Origin of the sequence: Pseudarthrobacter sp. BRE9 (assembly GCF_031844305.1) — a bacterium.
GTDB lineage: Bacteria > Actinomycetota > Actinomycetes > Actinomycetales > Micrococcaceae > Arthrobacter.
On record NZ_JAUZUY010000012.1, the window covers coordinates 1 to 20,452 of the forward strand.

Below are 20,452 nucleotides of genomic sequence, written 5' to 3' on the forward strand. Positions count from 1 at the left end.
CTACGACAGGCACGACTGGTAAGAAGGAAAACCTCGATGAGCAACAACAAACCCGCCACTGCCAAACCCCGCGTGGTGGTCATGGGCGTCTCCGGCTGCGGCAAAACAACCATCGGCGACCTCGTGGCCCGCGAACTGCATGTCCCGTTCGTTGACGGCGATTCGCTCCACCCGGTGGAAAACGTGGCAAAGATGGCAGCCGGGACACCGCTGACGGACCAGGACCGCTGGCCCTGGCTGGCAACGGTGGGCCGGAAACTGGCCGCGGCGGACGACGGCGGACTGGTCCTGGCCTGCTCGGCCCTCCGCCGCAGCTACCGCGACGCCATCCGCGAGCAGGCACCGGACACCATCTTCCTGCACCTCAACGGCAGCCAGGAGGTCCTCAGTCAGCGGGTCGAAGGCAGGTCCGGGCACTTCATGCCGCCCGCACTGCTCACCTCCCAGCTCGCCACCCTCGAACCGCTCCAGGATGACGAACGCGGAGTAGTGGTGGACATCGCCGCGCCCGTCCCGGACGTGGTCGCCGAGGCACTCAAGGGGATTGCCGCCGTCGTACCTCCCGCGAAGGTGACTCCTGGCACCCGGCCACGGCAGTTCGACGTCGACCTTGCAGCACCGCCGTTCACGCTCGACGCCGAGGCGATCGCCTGGGTGGAGGGCACCATTGGTGCCATGACGCTCGAGGAAAAGATCGGGCAACTGTTCATCAACCACAACAACGACTACTCTCCCGGATACCTCGACGGGGTGCTGGAGAAATACCACGTGGGCGGCATGCGGTACCGGCCCGGCCCGTCCGCCGCTGTCCAGGAACACATCCGGTACGCGCAGTCCAAGTCCCGGATTCCGCTGCTGATCGCCTCCAACCCCGAGATGGGTGGTGCCGGCAGCTGCGACGACGGGACGTTCGTCTCCACGCATCTGCAGGCAGGTTCGCACCCGGACAAGAACATTGCCCGGCAGATGGGGCAGGTGGCAGGGGTGGAGACGGTGGCCCTGGGCTGCAACTGGGCTTTCGCGCCGATCGTGGATATCCACTACAACTGGCGGAACACGGTTATTTCCACGCGGTCCTTCGGCAACACGCCGGAGATCGTGGTGGAGCGGGCCAAGGAGTACTTCGACGGCATCAGTGAATCGCCCACGGCCTGCGCCATGAAGCACTTCCCCGGCGACGGCGTCGATGAGCGGGACCAGCACGTCGTGACGTCCTACAACACCCTTGGCTACGAGGAATGGAACCAGACCTACGGGCACGTGTACCGGGAGATGATTGCCCACGGCGTGCAGTCCATCATGGTGGGCCATATCGGGGCGCCGGAAGTGTCCCGGCATTTCCGGCCAGGCCTTGCCGATGCTGACATTTTGCCTGCCACTCTGTCCCCGGAACTGCTGCAGGACCTGCTGCGCGGCGAACTTGGCTTCAACGGCCTGGTCCTCACCGACGCCTCGCAGATGGTGGGCCTGACGCAGGCAATGAAGCGGAAGGACCTCGTGCCGGCCACCATCGCGGCCGGCTGCGACATGTTCCTGTTCTTCCGGAACCCGGCCGAGGACTTCGCGTACATGCTGGACGGGTACAAATCCGGGGTCATCACCGAGCAGAGGCTGCACGATGCGCTGCGGCGGATCCTTGGGCTGAAAGCGTCGTTGGGACTGCACCTGAAAACTGCGGACCAGCTGGTGCCGCCTGCCGGGGCGCTTGCCGCCATCGGGTCCGGCGGGCACCGGGCCATCGCCGCGGAGATCGCGGACAAGACCGTGACCTTGGTCAAGGACACAGCCGGAAACCTCCCCATTACCCCGGCGACGCATCCCCGGATCCGGTTGTACGGGATATCTGGCGGGGCCGACTTCACGCGGGCCGACCCCCTGGCCTACCTGGACGTGGTGAAGGAGGAACTGGAGGCGGCCGGCTTCGAGGTGTTTTTGTTCCGGACTGCAGCACAACGTGAGGCGGCGGGGGAGGCCGGGGTGAACTTCATGTCCGTCATCTCCGAGGAAGCCACAGGGAACTACGCGGAGAAGTACGACGCCGCGTTTGTCTTTGCCAATGTCAAAGGCTTCGCGCAGGAGGCGGCCATCCGGATCAAGTGGTCCTCGCCGATGGCCGCAGAGATACCCTGGTATGTCACGGAGGTGCCCACCGTGTTCGTCTCCCTGAACCAGCCCAACCACCTGATCGACGTGCCCATGGTCAAGACGGCAATCCATGCCCACGCGGGGACGAGGGAAGCCATCCGGGCCGCGGTGGAGAAGATCCAGGGCAAGTCCGAATTCCAGGGCACGTTCAACGAGAACGTGTTTTGCGGTTCCTTCGACACCCGGTTGTAACCCTTATCAACGCGTTGGACGTTAAACTCCTTGGCCGGGCGACAGAAGACTTCAGCTTTCTGCTGCGCCCGGCCAGGGCCTTACGCTATGCACCCGGAACCTTGGTTCCGGGTGCCCCCTTAGGCGTCCTCGCGGTCCGGGTTCTCCAACCGGAAGAAGTTTGACTGGGTTCCGTCGGTCCGTTGTTCCTGATAAATGAAATTAAGGCGACGTTCGTCGAAGGTCTTGAACCATTCTTCCCAGCTGACCTCGCGCAGATTGGCGTCCTTATCCCGGAAGTCGATGCGCAGGACGCCAAGGTGGTCGCCATGTTCGGTGCCGTCCACGGTTGCCGGCACGCCGCCGCGTTCTTCGGCCCACTGCCTGATGACTTCATGGTGCGTGGTTGCCAGGCTGCGGCCCTCGCGTTCGGGTTCCTCATCCGTGGAGGTAATTTCCTGGGAATACTTCAACGACTTGGACGAGTCGTCGCCGTAGCGGACCTTGCCGCCGTCGGGGCCCGCGCCCAGGTCTTGTGCGTCTTCCGCTTCGGCACCGGTATCTTTACCCTGGTTGTGGTCCGCGCCCTCCTGCCGGGCCTTGGCGACTTCCTTCACCAGCTCTTCCTTGCGCATGCCGGACGTGCCAGGGATGTTTTCTTCCTTGGCCTCGTTGCGGAGTTCATCCACCTTCATGTTGCGCAGTTCGGTTTCACTGACATCGGGGGTGTTCGGGGTCTGATTACCCGGCTTCTCACTCATGGCATGTCCTCCTTGTGCTGAACGTCTCGGCAGAATCGACAAATAATAAGGCTGCTTACTTTTCTAGCCGCTGCCGGATGCGGCGTCAAGCGCACTGGCCGGGTGGCGTGGTGTTCCGGGTCCACCGGCTTCCTGCATTCCTCGGTGCCGCCGTTGCCCTGCTGGCGTGACTCCATGCGATGCTGGGGGCCGACTAGTGTGAAGCAGTGGACTTCTCCTGCGAAATATCTGAGGATGTTGTGCTCCGTGCTGTCCGGGAGTTGGATGCAGAGGCGCTGGCAGCGGCGTTTCAGGCGAACCGGTCACATCTCGCCCCCTGGGAGCCGGTCCGGCCTGAGAAGTTTTACACCGTCGCGGGCCAGCAGGAAGTGGTTGAGCGAAGGCGGGCTGAGCTTTACGCGGGTACGGCACTTCCCATGGTGCTGGCACGAAATGACACTATCGTCGGGCTGCTGACCCTGAGCTCAATCGTGCGCGGCGCGTTCCAGAATGCACACGTGGGCTACTGGATCTCCCATGCATTCCAAGGTGCAGGGCTTATGACGGCGGCTTTAGGTGCGGCCGTGACCATTGCGAAGGCTGACCTTGGCCTCCACCGGCTCGAGGCTGCAACCCTGGTCCACAACACAGCGTCGCAGCGAGTGCTGGAGAAGAACGGGTTTGAGGCTTACGGCACGGCCCGCGCCTACCTCGACATCGCTGGCCAATGGCAGGACCACCGGATGTACCAGCGGATTATTTAGGGCAGGTGGAAACGCGGCGCCGTAATCGGGTGTGCAAAAGAACGCCGCGACTCCGGCCGACGACCCGAAGGGTTCCGGGACGCGACCGCTACCCGTCGCCCCGGGACCACGTATAGGGGTTGGGCTCATGTCCGCCGCGCCGGCCCTGCTCAAACCCCTGCTGCCACGCCTGACCGACAGCTGAAACCAGCTCAACCAGCAAGGGGTAGTAGGGATGGTCTGGACCGATGTAGATCATTTCGTCGGTGGCTCGGTCTACTGCGGCGCGGACCTGGTTCTCTGCAGCAGGACCTGCCATGGTTCCGCCCTTCTTTCCTCGAACTCCTGTGTCCGCCTCGAAGGTAACCCCGGCCCGCCGGAAGTGTCTACGGGTGCCAGCCATCGACCAAGTCCAGCCCGATTGGACCGGGATTACATGTTTCAACAGGCCAGCCGCAAATGGCTTTAGCCGAAACCGGTTGCAGACGCTCCTGACTGTGTCCCGGTTCCAAAGACCCTGTTTCCGCGCTGCCGCCGGGCCTAGGCTGTCGTCATCCACCACGTCAAGGAGGCATCCATGCGCACAGCAGAACCAATGACTGAGACCGAGCGGATCCATCGTCTCTCCGAAAACCTCATGAGCCAGCTGTCCAGGGGCAGGGAATGGGCCACGCCCGGGGTACAGGCTGCGCTCCAGAGAGCGGTGGCCGGGCTGGATACCGGCATCGAGACCGCCTCCCCGCGCCTCCAGGCACTGTTGCGCCGTCTGGCCGACGAGCTTGCCGGCGGGGTGGAGACATTGACCCCACGGGTCCATGAGCAGCTGAAGCGTGTCGGGCCGAAACCACCTGCCCGAGGTACGAAACGCGTCCCGGTCCGCTCCCAGCGGCCCGCCTTCAGGATGGGGTGGTGGATCGCTGGTCTCGTGGCGCTCGCCGCCGGGGCAGCAGCGTGGCGGTCCATGCAAGCGTCCAAAGAAGAGCCATCGCCTGCGGCCAGTCCGCAGGAGACCAGCGGCACGTATCCGAATGTCGACGCAGACCTTGCCTCCGGCCGGCCACCGCGACATCAAGGATGAGGAGAAGCAAAAGGCCCTGCTTCCCTTGTCTACAAAGGAAGCAGGGCCTCGCTACGTGGCGGTGACGGTGGGATTTGAACCCACGTTGGCTTTTACACCAAACAACATTTCGAGTGTTGCACCTTCGGCCGCTCGGACACGTCACCAACCTCAATAGGGTACCGGAGCATGCCCTGCATCCCCAAAACGGGCGCATGCCGACGCCGTTTGCTGAAGGGTCTCAACCCAGCGATGCTCCGGAGGTAGACGCTCCCCGGAGATAGAAGGATGGCGGCAGATCTTAATTGTCGGACCCTCCCTCCATGATGGGCTTATGGGGATAGCGGCGGTGGCGAAGGCGTTCGGGGATATCCGTGCTGCCCTTGCTGTGCTTGATGCGGAGGTGGATGGGGCGGGTTTGGAGCCGTTCTCTGAGGGTGATCCGTTGGCGGGCTTGGTCGATGGGTGCCTGGACGTTCTGGCTGGTGCCCGCGAGGTGGAGGCTGGCCTCGCGGGGTTGAAAGCGAAGGCCGCGGTGAAGTATTCGGACACTGCCTGGGCTGTTGCGGGGCCGGATGCGCCGGTGGTGGCTCAGGAGATGGCGGTCGCGGCGGAGATCGGGTGCGTGCTGGCTCTGGGGCCGCGGGCAGCGTCGTCGTTCCTGGCCACCTCCCATGCCCTGACGACGAGTTTGCCGCGGACCTTGGCAGCCCTGCGGGCCGGAACGATCTCCTGGCAGCACGCGGTGGTGATGGCCGACGAATCGGCCAGTCTTGATCCTGCGGGGGCGGCGGCGTTGGAGGCGCATTTCCTGGACCCTGACGTGTTAGACCCGGCCAGGGGGTGCCCGGTGGGGGAGATGCCTGCCCACCGGTTCAGGGTCAAGGCCCGCAGGTGGCGGGAACGCCATCATGCCGAGTCGATCGAGAAGCGTCATGCCAGGTCTGTGGCGGACCGGCGGGTGGAGTTCCGGCCGGACCAGGACGGGATGGCCTGGCTCAGCGCGTGTCTGCCGGCGGATCAGGCGTTGGCCGGGTGGAACCGGCTCACCGCTGCGGCCCGCGGCTTGCAGGGCCCGGATGAACCGCGGAGCATGGCCCAGCTCCGCGTGGACATCTTTGCCGACGCGGTTCTTGGCAGCGGAACTCCCACCAGCATGGACGCCCGCGGGACCGCCGCCGGGACCGGTGAAGGAGCCGATGTCCCGTCCTGGCCGATCAGGGCGCAGGTGCTGGTCACCGTTCCCGTGTTCTCGTTGATGGGCCGGACCGATGAGCCGGCGGTCCTGGACGGGTACGGGCCGATCCCGGCGTCCATGGCACGGCGGCTCGTCGCGGACGGGGCGGATTCCTTCCACCGGGTCCTGGTGGACCCGCGGGACGGGGCGCCGTTGGAGATCGGACGGACCAGCTACCGGCTCACGAAAGCGATGCGGGCGTGGTTGCGGATGCGGGACGGCAAATGCCCGTTCCCCGGCTGCAGCAACAACTCCCTGGACAATGAAGCGGACCACATCCTCGCCTGGGCCAACGGCGGGACAACGGGAATCTCGAACCTGGGACAGCCCTGCCCGAAACATCACAGGCTCCGGCACACCACGGGCTGGAAACCCACCCCGGCCACCAAAAATGAACCGCCAGGCTGGATCTCACCCACCGGCAGGCACTACACAAGCGAACACCAGGACTGGGAACCACCACACTGGCCTCCCGGGTTCCTGCCCGGCCAACGAAGCCTTCTCGAAGAAGCACTCGTTCAATACCTTGCCTCATGAGCCGAAGCTGTTGGAATGCGGAGTGCTAATCCGCGGCGTGGCTCTTTGACGCCCGCCGCCTGCCTGGCGGGCCACGGTGGCTGCACGGGTGTCAAGCCCAGGCTGCAAAACCCCGCCATCCGCCGTCGGACTTTCCCCGTCCCTGCGCGTCCGGTTAGATTCATCAGCAAGATGATAAATTCACAGACTCCGATCCACGCGACCGCATACTGGACCACCGCCAAGGAACACGGCGAGCTCAGGGCCGAAGACGTGCCCGCGCCGGGGCCCGGCGAAGCGCTGGTGCGCGCCATGTACTCCGGCATCAGCAAGGGCACCGAAATGGTGGTCCATGCGGGAGCGGTGCCGCCGCGCGTCGCCGAAGAGATGCGGGCCCCACACCAGGAAGGGCATTTCCCCGGGCCGGTGAAGTTCGGTTACCTCTCCGTGGGAGTCGTGGAGGAGGGACCCGAGGAATGGAAGGGCCAGCGCGTCTTCTGCCTCAACCCGCACCAGGATCTTTACGTGGTCCCGGTGACCTCCCTGACGAGGATTCCCGACGACGTTCCATCCCGGCGCGCGGTCCTCACCGGCACGGTGGAAACGGCTGTCAACGCCCTCTGGGAAGCCGGGCCGCGGCTGGGCGACCGGATTGCCGTCGTCGGCGCCGGCCTGGTGGGCGGCATGGTGGCAACCCTGCTGCGCACCTTCCCGTTGGAGCGCCTGCAGCTGGTCGACCTCGACCCGGGCAGGAAGCAGCTCGCAGACACCCTGGGTGTGGACTTCGCGCACCCGGATGACGCCCTGGCGGACTGCGACATCGTGTTCCACTGCTCGGCATCGCAGGAAGGCCTGGAGCGCAGCCTCCAGCTCGCCGGCGATGAAGGCGAGGTCATCGAAATGTCCTGGTACGCCAACCGGGAGGTCACTGTCCCGCTGGGGGAGGACTTCCACGCCAGGCGGCTGTCCATCAGGGCGAGCCAGGTAGGCATGGTGGCACGCGCCAGACGCCATCGCCGCACCAATGCCGACCGCCTGGACCTCGCCGTATCACTGCTCAAGGACCCCGTCTTCGATGCGTTCCTGACCGGCTCGTCCCGGTTCGAGGATTTGCCGCACGTCGTCCAGAGCCTGGCGGACGGCAGCCTGGAAGCCCTGTGCCACGTCGTCGAGTACCCGGCCAGCAGTCCCGAGCCCAGCCCAGCCGTCCACAACCCGGAAAACTTGAGGTAACCCATGTTCAGCCTGACCATCCGCCGCCACTTCATGATTGCCCACAGCCTTCCCCGTGAGGCCTTCGGTCCCGCCCAGGGCCTTCACGGCGCGACCTTCGTCGCCGAGGTCTCTTTCCGCCGTCGCGCCCTGAACGAAGACGCCATCGTCCTGGACATCGGAGCCGCCGGAACCATCATCGAGGAAGTGCTCGCCGGCCTGAACTACCGCAACCTGGACGAGCACCCTGACTTCCAGGGCAAGCTCAGCACCACGGAAGCCCTCGCCGAGTACATCGCCCAAAAGGTGGACGCACAGATCAAGGACAGCGAGGACGGCCGCGAACTCGCCGGAATCGACGTCACCCTGCGCGAGAACCCGGATGCCTGGGCCACGTACTCCCTGGATCTCACCGCCTAGCCATGCGCACCATCCGGCTGCTCGTTCCCGGCAATATCCGCCACAGCTCAGGCGGCAACGTCTACAACGCGCGACTGGTCGCCGGGCTGGAGGCGCTCGGGGCCCACGTGGAAGTCATTGGCGTGGAGGGCAGCTGGCCGGAGGCCGGCGCCGAAGACCGACGCCGGCTGGGCTCCCTCCTCCAAGCAGGGGAACCTGGGACAGGTCCCGAGGAGACAGTGAGCATTGTGGATGGGCTGGTTGCGGTGGGTGCCCCGGATGAACTGGAATTCGCGGCAGAGGCAGGGCGGGAAGCGTGGGTCCTGGTGCATATGCCCGTTGAGGAAAGTTCCGGCGCTGAAGCCCTGGAACGCGAGGGCAGGGCTATGCGGGCGGCAACGGGCCTGATCTGCACCAGCACCTCGTCGGCATCGCTCCTCCAGGAGAGGGGACTTCCTCGGTCCAAGGTTGTCCTTCCCGGCGTCAATCCCGCACCCCCGGCACAGGGATCCACGCCCCCGCATATGGCGGTGGTCGCCGCACTGCTGCCCAACAAGGACCAGCTGCTGACAGTGGAGGCACTGGCCCGAATCCAGGACCTTGAGTGGACGGCGTCGCTGGTGGGCTCCGGCCAGGCCGACCCGGACTACGCACGGGAGGTCCGTGCTGCCATAACTGCCCACGGGCTCCAGGATCGGGTCCAGCTCACGGGCGAGCTCACCGGCGAAGCACTGGAGTCCGAATGGGCGCGGACGGACCTGACCTTGCTGGTATCACGGGTGGAGGCCTTCGGGATGGCTGTCACCGAGTCGCTGGCCCACGGCATTCCGGTCCTGGTCCGTGCGGGGACAGGAGCAGTGGAGGCGTTGGGTATGGCCGGCCTGGTAACGGTCGACGGCGAACCCCGCCTCCCGGGGGCAGTGCTTTCCCTTCCAGCGGGGGGACAGGAGAGTCCCGGGCGGCTGGCCGATGCCCTCCGGCAGTGGTTGGCGGACGGAAAGATCCGCGAAAGCTGGCGGACAGCAGCCCTGGAGGTGCGGACCAGGCTGCCGGGGTGGGACAAAGCAGCGCAGGATGTGCTTGCCCTCCTCCAGGGACGCGACGAACAAGGGGCGCGGCAGCAGGGCTAGGGGACGCTACGATGGGCGGCGAAAAACCCGCGCAGCAACAGTCCGCATTCTTCCTCGCGGACCCCGGCATAGACCTCAACCCAGTGGTTGAGCCGGCGCTCCCGGAGGATGTCGAATACCGATCCCGCGGCGCCGGCCTTCTCGTCCCAGGCCCCAAAGACAACCCGGGGGATCCGGGCCAGGACAATAGCACCCGCACACATGGCGCAGGGCTCAAGGGTGACCACCAGGGTGCAGTCGGACAACCGCCAGCCGTCACTCCGGCCGCCGTCGAGCAGGGCCCGCTCCTGCAGTCGCGCTGCCGCCTCCCTGATGGCCACCACCTCGGCGTGGGCCGTGGGGTCGCCCAGCTCCTCCCGCTGGTTCCGTCCGGAACCCAGCACTTCGCCGTCGGGCCCTATGACCACGGCGCCGATGGGCACATCCTCCGTGGCGAGCGCACGGCGGGCCTCCGTGAGGGCAAGGGCCATCCAGGCGTCGTGTTTCTTTTCGGGCAACTGCATGGCTCAATGATAGTTTCGGGGTTACTCAGGTTACCGATGCCGGGAGGCACCATGGAGACTCTTCGGGACCGCTTAGGAACTTGGTTCAAACCGTACGCGGCGCTGGTCCTCACCATTCTGGTGGGCGGCGTGGTCATCGTGTCCCTGGCACTGCTGGGATCTGAGGTCTACGACGACGTTGTGGACTCCGCCGGGTTGGCCAACCTGGACAAGCCTGCCTTGGCATTGGCTGAGACCCTTCGCAGTCCCGTGCTCGATGCGTTCGTCACCGGGTTCACCAATATCGGCGGCGGCATCGGTATGCCCATCCTTGCGAGCATCCTCACAGCATGGCTGACCTTCCTTGGCAGGAACTGGCGGCCCCTGGTCCTGATCGGCGGCGCAGCGGCAGCATCCGTCACGGCCACCACGTATGGCAAGAAGCTGGTGGGCCGCACCCGCCCGGACCACGCGGACGCTGTTCCCCCTTACGAGGATTCACCATCCTTCCCCAGCGGGCACACCCTGAACACCACCGTTGTGATCAGCCTGGTGATCTACCTGATCTGCTTGCAGTTCCATACGATGCGCGTCCGGGTCACAGCCATCACCGCCGGCACAATCTTCATCATTGCCATGGGCCTGAGCAGGGTCTTTTTGGGCCACCACTGGCTCACCGACGTCATGGCAGGCTGGGTCCTGGGACTGGTCTGGGTGGCCATCGTTATCCTGGCCCACCGGCTGTTCCACCTGGTCCGCAGGCGCGAGCACGCCGGTGCAGCGCCGTCGTTCGACCATCCGATAGTCCGTGACGTGGTCGCCGAGGAACTGCACGACGGCGGACCCTCCGGACGTGGGAAGGACAGCGCCGGGTGATAGTTTTGGGGGATGCGCACTCTCGTTGTTGACCACCCCCTGGTCGCCCACAAGCTCACCGTCCTGCGGGACAAGAACACGCCGTCGCCGGTTTTCCGCCAGCTGACGGAAGAGCTGGTGACCCTGCTGGCCTACGAAGCCACGCGGGAGGTCCGCACCGAGCCCGTCACCATACAGACGCCCGTCAGTACCACCATCGGCACGGCGTTTACCAAGCCCACCCCGCTGGTGGTCCCGATCCTTCGTGCGGGACTGGGCATGCTGGAGGGTATGACCAAGCTTGTCCCCACCGCGGAGGTTGGCTTCCTGGGCATGGCCCGGGACGAGGAGACGCTGGACATCATCACGTACGCCGAGCGCCTTCCGGAGGACCTTACGGGGCGCCAGGTTTTCGTCCTGGACCCCATGCTGGCCACAGGCGGAACCCTGCGCGAAGCCATCAAGTTCCTGTTCAAGCGCGGCGCCTCCGATGTCACCTGTATCTGCCTGCTGGCCGCGCCCGAGGGCCTGGCCCGGCTCGAGGAGGAACTGTCCGGGGCCAATGTGCACATCGTCCTGGCCTCCATCGACGAGAAGCTCAACGAGAAGTCCTACATTGTTCCCGGCCTGGGCGACGCGGGCGACCGCCTTTACGGCATCGCCGGGTAACTTCCACCCCTTTTTCAAAAGCGTTCCCGGCGCTAGCCTGTGCGGATGGACTGGAAACTCGAGCTTGTCTTTCTCCCCGTGTCCGACGTTGACCGCGCCAAGGACTTCTACGTCAACAAAGTGGGCTTTAACGCAGACTTCGACGAACGGCCGTCGGACTCCATCCGCTTTGTGCAGCTGACGCCGCCGGGTTCGGCCTGCTCCATCTGCATTGGCGAAGGACTCACAGACGCCCCTCCCGGCACAGGCTCCAACCTGCAGCTGGTAGTCAACGACATCAACGCAGCGCATGACCAGCTGAAAAACAACGGCGTGGATGTCAGCGATGTGGACGTGCAGGACTGGGGCCACTTCGTCTACTTCGCCGATCCGGACGGAAACAAGTGGGCTGTCCAGTACATTCCGTGGCGGAACGCCGGGCAGGACGCGGGGAAAGAGGCCGGCCAGGGCACTGTTCAGGACACCGGGCAAAACGCCGGTTAACCCAAACCGCGGGCCGCATCATGGTGATGCGGCCCGCGGAGGGCGCTGGGAACAGGGTCCAGGGAGTGTTGTTGCCTAGTACCAGTTGTGTGCCAGGTGGAAGTTCAGGGCACCGCATGGCGACTGGTAGCTCTTCTTGATGTAGTCCAGGCCCCAGTTGATCTGGGTGCGGTAGTTGGTCAGGTAGTCCGCGCCGGCGCTGGCCATCTTTTCAGCAGGCAGGGACTGGACGATGCCGTACGCCCCGCTGCTGGCGTTGGTGGCCGTGGTGGTCCAGTCAGATTCCTTGGTCCATAGCGTCTGCAGGCACTGCATCTGGTCCGGTCCCCAGCCAAAGGCCCCCAGTTGGCTGGCCGCGTAGGCCTGGGCGCCGGCGGGATCGTTGACGGCGACAGCGGCTGCCGGAGCGGGCTCTGGAGCCGGGGCCGGTGCTGGTTTTGGAGCCGGGGCGGGCGCTTCGGGCGCGGGGGCTGCCGGTGCCGCGGCAGGTGCCGCCGCGGGGGCTGGTTCCGCTGCCTGGGGTGCCACGCTGATGGCAGCGGGAGCCGGGCTCGCTGCCGGGTTGGAACGGATTTCGCTCTTCTCGATGCTCATTTGAGCATCGGACGCTGCGGTGGACGCGGTGGATGACACCGGAGTCATGCTGCTTGCCTGTCCTGCCGCGCCTACCCCCACCAGCACCGCGCACGATGCTGCAAGGACGCCGACGCGTTGGCCCAAGGTGGTCTTCTTGGCCTGCTGCTTGGCCCGGTGTTTAGCCTTGGCCTGCAGCAGGCGTGCTTCTGCCGTGTTTTTGGACATGATTGATCGCCTCTCACACCTGCGGAGTTAGCTGTCGGGTTCGGATGAGGGCATCCGGCCACACGGAAAAGATCACGTACTGGCTTAACCCCAAGGGCGTTCAGTGCCCGGGACGGTGGGTCCCCCGCCTCTGCCGTAGCTCAATCGGAATCCGGGGAAGCGGCAGAGCTTGGCGTCAACCCGGGATATGCAGCCCGAACGGGGACTGCACCCAATCGACGGTACAGGAAGAACAAGTGAAAGTCACATTTAGGTAACGGAAGTCACGATATCAGCGCGTCGGATTGCGCTCCCGTGACCGAATAGTGGCCGGTGGAGGACCGTCTTTAGGGGCAGCCGGGCGGCCACCTTACCGCTGCGATCCACCCTCATCGTTGCGCAGGGAGTGGATCATGCTGCGCAGGATTTTATACGCGCCGGACCGTTCCTCCTGCGACATGCCGCCCAGCATTCTGACCTCGACGGATCGGACCGCAACGGTCGCCTCCTCGAGGCTCTGTCGACCGCGTGGCGTGAGCTGCGTGGGAAGAACTTTCCCAACGCGGGCCTCTGCCGGCCGGGTCACGTATCCGTCCCGTTCCAGGCCTTGCAGCAGCACGTTCATCGTCTGCCGTGTCACGAAGGCTCCCCGCGCGAGTTCAGAATTGGACAGGCCCGGGCGCTGTGCGAGCAATTCGAGGCAGGAGTAGTGCGTAACGGTCATGCCGAGTGGGCGGAGTACCGCCTCCATGGCAGCGCGGAGGGCGCTCGATGCCTCTTTCAGCAAGTAGCCCAATGAGGTTTCGAGGTCGACGCCTTCTTGACTCATGTCAGTATTCTGACATACGTTGGCGATGTCAGAAAACTGACACTACCGAAAGAAGCATCCCATGCCCGTGACAGGCCCTGACTTCATCTCACTCCAAGCTCGCGATCTCGACGCGTCGCAGGCGTTCTATGAGCACTACCTTGGCCTCGTCCGCTCACCAGCGGGCCCGCCTCACGCCGTCGTCTTCGAGACGACCCCGATCGCGTTCGCACTTCGAGACATCGTTCCCGGCACCGATCTCGCGTCCGTTGCCCAGCCCGGCATGGGGGCGGCGATCTGGCTCCACGCCACCGACGTCCAAGCCATCCACGACGCTCTCGTTGCCGACGGCTACCCGATCGTCTCGGCACTGATAAATGGCCCATTCGGTCGCACCTTCACCTTCGCAGACCCCGACGGCTATCACGTCACCCTCCACGACCGGACTTAAAGCGCCGAACGTCACCGTCCTGCTGGGCCCGCCAACGGGAGGTGGCCGCGCTTTGGTACTCCAAGCGCCCGTAAACCGAAGCTGATGGAGCGCGAACCGGCGTGGGTAGTGGCTGGCCCTGGAGTCGTACTTGGTCAGTTGGTACACCGTGGAGTTGCCCACGGTCCGGGCCTGGAAATTGGACTGGACCCAGGCAGCCACCTCGGAGTTTCCGCCGCGGCCGCCCGTGCCGCCTCCGCCCATGCCGCTGCCTGCAATGAAGTAGCCGATCTGGCCCTTGGCCACCATGTCCTGGAACTGGGCGAGGGTGGGATACGGGTCGCCGCCGTTCCAGCCGCCGAGGGCGATGACGTTCGTGTTCGTGGCGAGTTCCAGGTTCGCTGCCTGGCTGGCGCCGGAGACAATCGCCGACCACTTTGTGGTGGTGGCCTTCAACAGTGCCGTGACTGCCGAATCTGCGGTTCCTTCGCCGGGTCCAGCGGATCCACTGGCACCGCCCCCGCCGTCGGCAGCGCCGGGGCCCGGTGCGCCGTCGAGGCCGTTGGAAGGATCAGGCCCGCCGGTGCCAGTGGTGGCGTCCGCGGCGGCATCCCTGCCGTCCGCCCGGGTTCCGCCGAACCCGGCGGGCCGACTACCGGGGCCCGCAGACGAACCCGCGGGCCCCGACGTCGGAATGGAACCGGAGTGCGCCGAGGCAGCGGTGGCCAGGGTCCACGCCGCTGTCCCAAGTCCTCCGGCCAGGAGGGACACGACGACGACGGCGGCCGCGCCGGCCCTACGGAACCGGCCGGAGGTGCCAAGCGCGTCGAGGCGGAGGAGGATTCCGGCGGCCGCGAGGACACCAAGGGCGATGATGGCCACCCGAAGCCAGGGGAGCCACGATGCGTCGCGGCCGAGGAGGACTGCGGACCAGATGGAAGTGCCCAGGATCGCCGCGGCCAGGACTATCCGGGCCGGCCAGTAGGCGCGGCTGCGCCACAGCTCCACGGAGCCGGTGCCCACCAGTGCTGCGATCGCCGGCGCCAATGCCACGGAGTAGTAGGGGTGGACGATGCCGCTCATGAAGCTGAAAACACCTGCAGTAACCAGGAGCCAGCCACCCCACAGGATCAGTGCCGCACGGCTCAAGGAGGTCCGGACTTCCCTCCGGGTGAACCACAGGCCTGCCAGCAGCAGGACCAGGGCGGCAGGCAGCAGCCAGGACACCTCTCCGCCAAAGCCCGTGCCGAACATCCGCAACAGGCCTGCCGCGCCCCCAAATCCGGCATTGCCGCCGCCGAAGCCGCCGCTGAAGCCACCTCCGGGTCCGCCGGCAGCACCTCCGGCTCCGATGCCGGGCATGCCCTCCCCGGAACCGGTGATGCGGGCCAGTCCGTTGTAGCCGAAGGTCAGTTCCAGGAAGCTGTTGGTGCTGGACCCGGCCATGTACGGACGCCCCGAGGCCGGTGTCAGCTGGAAAAGGGCGATGTAGCTGCCCGCAACCACGATGATTCCGCCCAGCGCGCCAAGCAGGTGCGCCAGGCGGCGTGCTATCGAGGTGGGTGCGGCCCACAGGTAGGCGAGTCCCAGCGCGGGAACGATCAGGAAGCCCTGGAGCATCTTGGTGAGGAACGCCAGGCCAATCACGCCGCCGGCAGCAACGAGCCACTTCCAGCCCGCCCGCTCGATGGCACGGGTGGTGAAGTAGGCGGCGAGCACCAGGCACAGGGTGAGCATGGCATCCGGGTTGTTGAACTTGAACATGAGCGCAGCCACCGGCGTCAGGGCCAGGGCGCCGCCGGCCAGCAGGCCTGCAGCCGGTCCGGAGACGCGTTTGACGGCCAGGTAGAGGAAGCCGACGGCGGCCACACCCATGAGTGCCTGCGGTACCAGCATGCTCAGTGGCGAGAATCCGAAGACGCGCCCTGCAAGGGCCGGGATCCAGAGTGCTGCCGGCGGCTTGTCGACTGTGATGGCGTTGCCGGCGTCGAGTGAGCCGAAGAGGAACGCGGTCCAGTCCTTGGTGCCGGCCTGGATGGCTGCGGCATAGAACGAGTTTCCGTAACCGGTTGCTGCCAGGTTCCACAGATAGAGGATCGCGGTGGCCACCAGGAGCCCTGCGGCGGAAGGCCGCACCCAGCGTGGCTGGCAGCCGAAGGCGCAGCGGGTCCACCGGGATGCGGCCCCAGCCGCACCGGCGGAGGATACGGCGTAGCTGGATGGCGAGGGCTCGCGACCGACGGGTGAGCCGGGGTCCGTCGGGGAAATCGTGGAGGTCATGATGCTGCCGTTTCTGTCGAAGTGGTGTCTTTCGTGGGCCTGTTGCTGTCGTTCCCGCGGAACACCCACAGCCGGAACAGCAGGAACCGGACCGTCGTGGCCGCCAGGTTCGCCGCCACGACGGTGAGGACTTCCACCCACCGGTCCGGCGTCGTCGTGCGGTGTACCAGGGCGAGTGCCCCTGACGTGAGCAGCAGGCCGATGCCGAACACGATCAGCCCCTCGAAGTGATGCCGGACGGGGTTGCCGCCCTGGATGCCAAACGTGAAGCGCCGGTTGGCGCCGGTGTTGGCCACGGCGGTGACCAGCAGCGCCAGGAAGTTGGCCAACTGGGGATCCATGAAACCCCGGCAGAACACGAAGATCAGCAGGTAGGCCAGGGTTGAGGCGGCACCGATTGCGGCAAACCGGACCAGCTGGCCGAAGAGGCTGCTGCCGCGGGTCTGCTCATCGGCCCGGGACGACGCCGGGACCGGACCCCGTGCCAGGGCCGCACGCAGCTCCGGCACCGGGATGCGGCCGTAGACCAGGTCGCGGGTGAGCCGGGCCATTCCCCGCATGTCGGCCAGCGCCGTGCGCACCACATCCACACTGGAATCCGGATCATCGATCCAATCGACGGGCACCTCGTGGACGCGCAGCCCGCAGCGTTCGGCGAGGACCAAGAGCTCTGTGTCGAAGAACCAGGAATTGTCCACGGTGTGGGGCAGGATCTGCCGGGCGACGTCGGCGCGGATGGCTTTGAATCCGCACTGGGCGTCACTGAACCGCACGCCCATGAAGGAGTGCAGCATCAGGTTGTAGCTGCGCGAGATGAACTCCCGTTTTGGCCCGCGGACGACGCGGGAGTTGCGGGTGAGCCGGGTGCCGATGGCCAGGTCCGAATGCCCGGAAATCAGCGGCGCCAGCAGTGGCGGCAGGGCTGCGAGGTCGGTGGAAAGGTCCACGTCCATGTAGGCCAGCACCGGCGACGGGGAAGCCAGCCACACTTTACGAAGCGCGTTCCCGCGGCCTTTTTCGTCAAGGTGGACCACGAGGAGCTCGGGAAACTCACGGGCCAGCCGCTCAGCGATCTTCAGGGTTCCGTCCGTGCTGGCGTTGTCCGCCACGGTGATCCGGAAGCTGTGCGGAAAGGTTTCCAGCAGGTGCGCGTGCAGTCGGCGGAGGCATTCCTCAAGGTCACGTTCCTCGTTGAAAACGGGAATGGTGACATCGAGGAGGGGAACCGTGGTGCGGGTGTCCACGGGTGCGCGCCGTACGGCATGTGCCCGGGACGAAAGGCCCGGCGGCGCCACCGCGGCGTCCTGCAGGGTTCCTGAAGTGGAGTCGGTGAGCGTCATGCATCCAGATTCGCGCCGCCGGTTTTGAAGGCTTTAGGCGCAACCTGTGACGTGCCTGTGTAACTGTTGGTGTGCGGGTTGTCCTGTGTCAGGGGGTGGCGGGGCCGGCAGCGGGAAGGCGCACAGCGAACTCGGTCCTGCCCGGCCGGGACACCAGTTCCACCGTGCCGCCGTGCGCCATGGCGATCGACTCGACGATGGAAAGGCCCAGGCCCGATGAGCCCTCAGGGCCGGAGCGGGCGGCGTCGGCCCGGGTGAAGCGCGAAAAGATGCTGCCCTGGAATTCGGCGGGGATGCCGGGCCCGTCATCGGTAACCGTGACCACCACGCTTCCGTCTGCCGACCGCATCAAACCGGTGGTGACGGTGGTGCCGGCCGGTGTGTGCTTCCGGGCGTTGGAGAGCAGGTTGGCCAGCACCTGGTGCAGCTGGGTGGTGTCCCCGCGCACCGTGACCGGTTCGTCGGGCAGCTGCAGCTGCCAGGTGTGGTCCGGTGCCATGACCTTTTCGTCGCTGACCGTTTCGATCACCAGCTGGGTAAGGTCCACATCGGTAGTTTCGGTTGCCTTGCCCTCGTCCAGCCGGGCCAGCAGCAGCAGGTCCTCCACCAGCGCGGTCATGCGCTCCGACTGGCTTTGCACCCGCCCCAGCGACTTCCGGCCGTCCTCAGTTAGCGTTTCCGTCATGCGCATCAGCTCGGTGTACCCGCGGATGGCGGTCAGCGGCGTCCGGAGCTCGTGGGAGGCGTCGGCAACAAACTGGCGCACCTTCATCTCGCTGCGCTGCCGGGCTTCCAGGGCGCTGGAGACGTTGTCCAGCATCAAATTGAGCGCGTGGCCCACGCTCCCCACTTCGGTATTGGGATGGGCTGCCGACGGCGGCACGCGGACGGCGAGCGCCACCTCGCCGGCATCGAGGGGCAGCTTGGAGACCCTGGTGGCGACGTCGGACAGCTGTTCCAGGGGACGCATGGTCCGGCGGATTAAGGCGGTGCCGGCCAGCCCAATCAGGACCAGGCCGCCCAGGGAGACCAGCACCATGGTGAGCACAAGGGAGCCTTCGGTGGCTTTCTTGGTGGCCAGCGGGAGGCCGGTAATCACCACGTCGCCGTATGGCGTCCCGGTGGCCATCAGCCGGTAGTCGCCGTTGGACAGCTCTCGGTCCACCGGCACGCCGTTGTGGGGCAGCGCCTGCAGGGTGGCGATGTCACGGGAGGTAAGCGCGGTGCGGGTGGCGTCGGAGGACAGGAAGCCGGCAGCGCTGCTGACCTGGCCGTTGATCACGCGTGCGTTGAGTGTTCCCACGCTTTGGCCGCGCGCGTCCAGGGGGTCAGGCCGCCCGGAAGGATTGCCTTCCGGTGGCCGGCCGCGGGAAGCCTGCATCAACTGGCTGTCCAGCTGGTTGGTGAGCACCACATCCATGGAGGCGTAACTGACCACTCCGATCGCACCGGAGATGGCCACCAGCAGGGCCATGGACAGCAGGATCAGGCGGGTGCGGAGGTGCCAGGTGGAGGGGTTGAACCAGGACCGGCCGGTGGGCCGGGGGACACCGGAAAGAGACACGCGTTTCCTTTGGCTAGTCTGCAGGCTTGATGACGTAGCCTGCTCCGCGCACGGTGTGGATCATTGGCGGATGGTTGGCTTCGATCTTCTTTCGCAGGTAGGAAATGTACAGTTCCACGATGTTTGCCTGGCCGCCGAAGTCGTAATCCCACACGTGGTCCAGGATCTGGGCCTTGCTGACCACGCGCTTGGGGTTTTCCATCAGGTAGCGGAGGAGCTCGAACTGGGTTGCCGTCAGCTGGATCCCGTCCCCGGCACGGGTGACTTCGCGGGTGTCCACATTGAGTACCAGGTCGCCCACCACCAGTTCGGCGGTATCCATGGCGGCAACCCCGGAACGCTGCACCAGGCGGTGCAGGCGCAGCAGGACTTCCTCCATGCTGAAGGGCTTGGTCACATAGTCGTCCCCGCCGGCGGCCAGCCCCACGATGCGGTCCTGGACGTCGTCCTTCGCAGTCAGGAAGAGCGCAGGCACCTCCGGCGCAAAGGCGCGGATCCTGCCAAGCAGCTCGACGCCGTCGAACCCCGGCAGCATGACGTCCAGCACCAGGACATCCGGATGGAAGTCTTTGGCCAGCTTGACGGCAGTGGGTCCGTCCGCTGCCACGGCCGCCGACCAGCCCGCCATGCGCAGGCCCATGCTCATGAGTTCGGACAGGCTCGGCTCGTCATCCACCACCAGGGCACGGATCGGGGAACCGTCCGGGTGGGTGAGCTGGGGAAGGTTGTTGGTCATGGAGTGCGGGGATGCCATGGGACAACCCTCCGATCTGTCGGTGTGGCGATGCTTTGCCATTGCTGTGCTCCAGCTGTGAGGTTCAGCCTAGCCACCTGGACCTGGGGTAATTGCTGGCCCGCAAAGCATCACGGCAGAGCCTGTTCGGACACCAGCATCACTACCATGCTGGCCAGGCGGGCAGGGTGACTGAGGTCTCTGCAACCTCCCTGATCGTCAAAAGCGATGGCACCGCGACCGCCCCGGGCGCCGGCACCGGCACCAACTGACGCACCCAAACGAACGCTGCGCACCCGTCCGGTCCGGGCAGTGCACGCCGGCGGGGTAAAAAAACGGCAGGAGAGGGGACACCGGTTGGACAGGGAAGCTCCTTGCCCGGCCGATTCTATGTCAAACGGTTGAATTTCCGTGAGATTCGGTCAAAGGGGATTTAGTCAAAGATTCTTTCGACAGAGGCGCGATGTGAGGCCTTCGACCGGATAAGCGGCAGGAAAATTTCCCTCTTCCGAAATAGTGATGTACGGCACAATTCCACGTTTTGTCTCACGATGCGGACAGTTCGGTCCATTGTTACTTGCAAGTTGGCATTGTTACGCTGCACACTTCCAATGTGAACAAGAACTCAACAGCACCTGCAGCCGCAGAATATTGGCCCAGCACATCCGCTGCTGCCGA

The 20,452-nt window shown here is 65.6% G+C and carries 18 protein-coding genes, 1 tRNA gene, 2 pseudogenes and 1 riboswitch; of the genes and pseudogenes, 11 read left to right on the top strand and 10 right to left on the bottom strand.

Annotated features, from left to right (window positions below):
* Nucleotides 1-36: 36 nt before the first annotated feature.
* Complete coding sequence (locus Q9R31_RS18160; RefSeq protein WP_311264111.1) at nt 37-2,337, top strand: gluconokinase, GntK/IdnK-type; 2,301 nt, start codon at nt 37-39, stop codon at nt 2,335-2,337.
* 119 nt (nt 2,338-2,456) lie between these two features.
* Here the strand turns inward: Q9R31_RS18160 and Q9R31_RS18165 are convergent, their stop codons facing one another.
* On the bottom strand, nt 2,457-3,077 hold the full coding sequence (locus tag Q9R31_RS18165; protein ID WP_311264112.1) for a Rho termination factor N-terminal domain-containing protein: 621 nt from the start codon (nt 3,075-3,077) through the stop codon (nt 2,457-2,459).
* 206 nt (nt 3,078-3,283) lie between these two features.
* Between Q9R31_RS18165 and Q9R31_RS18170 the strand changes: the two genes are divergently transcribed.
* Nucleotides 3,284-3,820 carry a GNAT family protein gene (locus Q9R31_RS18170; protein WP_311264113.1) on the top strand — a complete coding sequence of 179 codons (537 nt, stop codon included), beginning with the start codon at nt 3,284-3,286 and terminating at the stop codon, nt 3,818-3,820.
* An 88-nt stretch (nt 3,821-3,908) separates the two neighbouring features.
* Here the strand turns inward: Q9R31_RS18170 and Q9R31_RS18175 are convergent, their stop codons facing one another.
* Nucleotides 3,909-4,118: a hypothetical protein gene (locus tag Q9R31_RS18175; protein ID WP_311264114.1), complete on the bottom strand. Its 210-nt coding sequence runs from the start codon at nt 4,116-4,118 to the stop codon at nt 3,909-3,911.
* 258 nt (nt 4,119-4,376) lie between these two features.
* On the opposite strand from Q9R31_RS18175, the gene Q9R31_RS18180 reads away from it, so the two are divergent.
* Nucleotides 4,377-4,877: a hypothetical protein gene (locus Q9R31_RS18180; RefSeq protein WP_311264115.1), complete on the top strand. Its 501-nt coding sequence runs from the start codon at nt 4,377-4,379 to the stop codon at nt 4,875-4,877.
* 56 nt (nt 4,878-4,933) lie between these two features.
* Here Q9R31_RS18180 and Q9R31_RS18185 read toward each other — a convergent pair.
* Nucleotides 4,934-5,023 (bottom strand) — tRNA-Ser (locus Q9R31_RS18185).
* Between the two features lie 167 nt (nt 5,024-5,190).
* Between Q9R31_RS18185 and Q9R31_RS18190 the strand changes: the two genes are divergently transcribed.
* The 4 genes from Q9R31_RS18190 (at nt 5,191) to Q9R31_RS18205 (ending at nt 9,350) form a co-directional block, all read left to right on the top strand.
* On the top strand, nt 5,191-6,630 hold the full coding sequence (locus Q9R31_RS18190; protein WP_311264116.1) for a DUF222 domain-containing protein: 1,440 nt from the start codon (nt 5,191-5,193) through the stop codon (nt 6,628-6,630).
* A 171-nt stretch (nt 6,631-6,801) separates the two neighbouring features.
* On the top strand, nt 6,802-7,842 hold the full coding sequence (locus Q9R31_RS18195; RefSeq protein WP_311264117.1) for a zinc-binding alcohol dehydrogenase: 1,041 nt from the start codon (nt 6,802-6,804) through the stop codon (nt 7,840-7,842).
* Nucleotides 7,843-7,845: 3 nt separating this feature from the next.
* The gene (locus Q9R31_RS18200; RefSeq protein WP_311264118.1) at nt 7,846-8,241 is read left to right on the top strand and encodes a 6-carboxytetrahydropterin synthase; all 396 of its coding nucleotides are present in this window, start codon (nt 7,846-7,848) and stop codon (nt 8,239-8,241) included.
* Between the two features lie 2 nt (nt 8,242-8,243).
* The gene (locus Q9R31_RS18205; protein ID WP_311264119.1) at nt 8,244-9,350 is read left to right on the top strand and encodes a glycosyltransferase family 4 protein; all 1,107 of its coding nucleotides are present in this window, start codon (nt 8,244-8,246) and stop codon (nt 9,348-9,350) included.
* On the opposite strand, the gene tadA is transcribed toward Q9R31_RS18205, so the two are convergent.
* Nucleotides 9,347-9,853: a tRNA adenosine(34) deaminase TadA gene (gene tadA / locus Q9R31_RS18210; protein WP_311264120.1), complete on the bottom strand. Its 507-nt coding sequence runs from the start codon at nt 9,851-9,853 to the stop codon at nt 9,347-9,349. The two genes, Q9R31_RS18205 and tadA, sit on opposite strands and share 4 nt — an antisense overlap.
* 51 nt (nt 9,854-9,904) lie before the next feature.
* On the opposite strand from tadA, the gene Q9R31_RS18215 reads away from it, so the two are divergent.
* The 3 genes and pseudogenes from Q9R31_RS18215 to Q9R31_RS18225 form a co-directional block, all read left to right on the top strand.
* Complete coding sequence (locus Q9R31_RS18215) at nt 9,905-10,708, top strand: phosphatase PAP2 family protein (protein ID WP_311264121.1); 804 nt, start codon at nt 9,905-9,907, stop codon at nt 10,706-10,708.
* Between the two features lie 12 nt (nt 10,709-10,720).
* Nucleotides 10,721-11,356, top strand: coding sequence for a uracil phosphoribosyltransferase (upp, locus tag Q9R31_RS18220; RefSeq protein ID WP_142030188.1), 636 nt, complete (start codon nt 10,721-10,723; stop codon nt 11,354-11,356).
* A 45-nt stretch (nt 11,357-11,401) separates the two neighbouring features.
* Nucleotides 11,402-11,776: pseudogene (locus Q9R31_RS18225) on the top strand (glyoxalase superfamily protein); the annotation flags it as partial.
* A 138-nt stretch (nt 11,777-11,914) separates the two neighbouring features.
* On the opposite strand, the gene Q9R31_RS18230 reads toward Q9R31_RS18225, so the two are convergent.
* Together Q9R31_RS18230 and Q9R31_RS18235 are read right to left on the bottom strand one after the other, a co-directional pair.
* Nucleotides 11,915-12,640 carry a hypothetical protein gene (locus tag Q9R31_RS18230; RefSeq protein ID WP_311264123.1) on the bottom strand — a complete coding sequence of 242 codons (726 nt, stop codon included), beginning with the start codon at nt 12,638-12,640 and terminating at the stop codon, nt 11,915-11,917.
* A 5-nt stretch (nt 12,641-12,645) separates the two neighbouring features.
* Nucleotides 12,646-12,807: riboswitch (cyclic di-AMP (ydaO/yuaA leader) on the bottom strand.
* Nucleotides 12,808-12,989: 182 nt separating this feature from the next.
* A complete protein-coding gene (locus Q9R31_RS18235; RefSeq protein WP_311264124.1) occupies nt 12,990-13,448 on the bottom strand; it encodes a MarR family transcriptional regulator in 459 nt (152 codons plus the stop codon).
* Between the two features lie 61 nt (nt 13,449-13,509).
* On the opposite strand from Q9R31_RS18235, the gene Q9R31_RS18240 reads away from it, so the two are divergent.
* The gene (locus tag Q9R31_RS18240) at nt 13,510-13,878 is read left to right on the top strand and encodes a VOC family protein (protein WP_311264125.1); all 369 of its coding nucleotides are present in this window, start codon (nt 13,510-13,512) and stop codon (nt 13,876-13,878) included.
* Between the two features lie 129 nt (nt 13,879-14,007).
* Here Q9R31_RS18240 and Q9R31_RS20195 read toward each other — a convergent pair.
* The 4 genes and pseudogenes from Q9R31_RS20195 to Q9R31_RS18260 all read right to left on the bottom strand — a co-directional run.
* Nucleotides 14,008-16,137: pseudogene (locus Q9R31_RS20195) on the bottom strand (ArnT family glycosyltransferase); the annotation flags it as partial.
* On the bottom strand, nt 16,134-17,477 hold the full coding sequence (locus Q9R31_RS18250; RefSeq protein WP_311264126.1) for a bifunctional glycosyltransferase family 2/GtrA family protein: 1,344 nt from the start codon (nt 17,475-17,477) through the stop codon (nt 16,134-16,136). The gene Q9R31_RS18250 and the pseudogene Q9R31_RS20195, both read right to left, overlap by 4 nt.
* 88 nt (nt 17,478-17,565) lie before the next feature.
* Entirely contained in the window at nt 17,566-19,041 is a 1,476-nt protein-coding gene (locus Q9R31_RS18255; RefSeq protein WP_311264127.1) for a HAMP domain-containing sensor histidine kinase, read from the bottom strand.
* A 13-nt stretch (nt 19,042-19,054) separates the two neighbouring features.
* Entirely contained in the window at nt 19,055-19,795 is a 741-nt protein-coding gene (locus Q9R31_RS18260) for a response regulator transcription factor (RefSeq protein ID WP_311264128.1), read from the bottom strand.
* Nucleotides 19,796-20,452 lie beyond the last annotated feature (657 nt).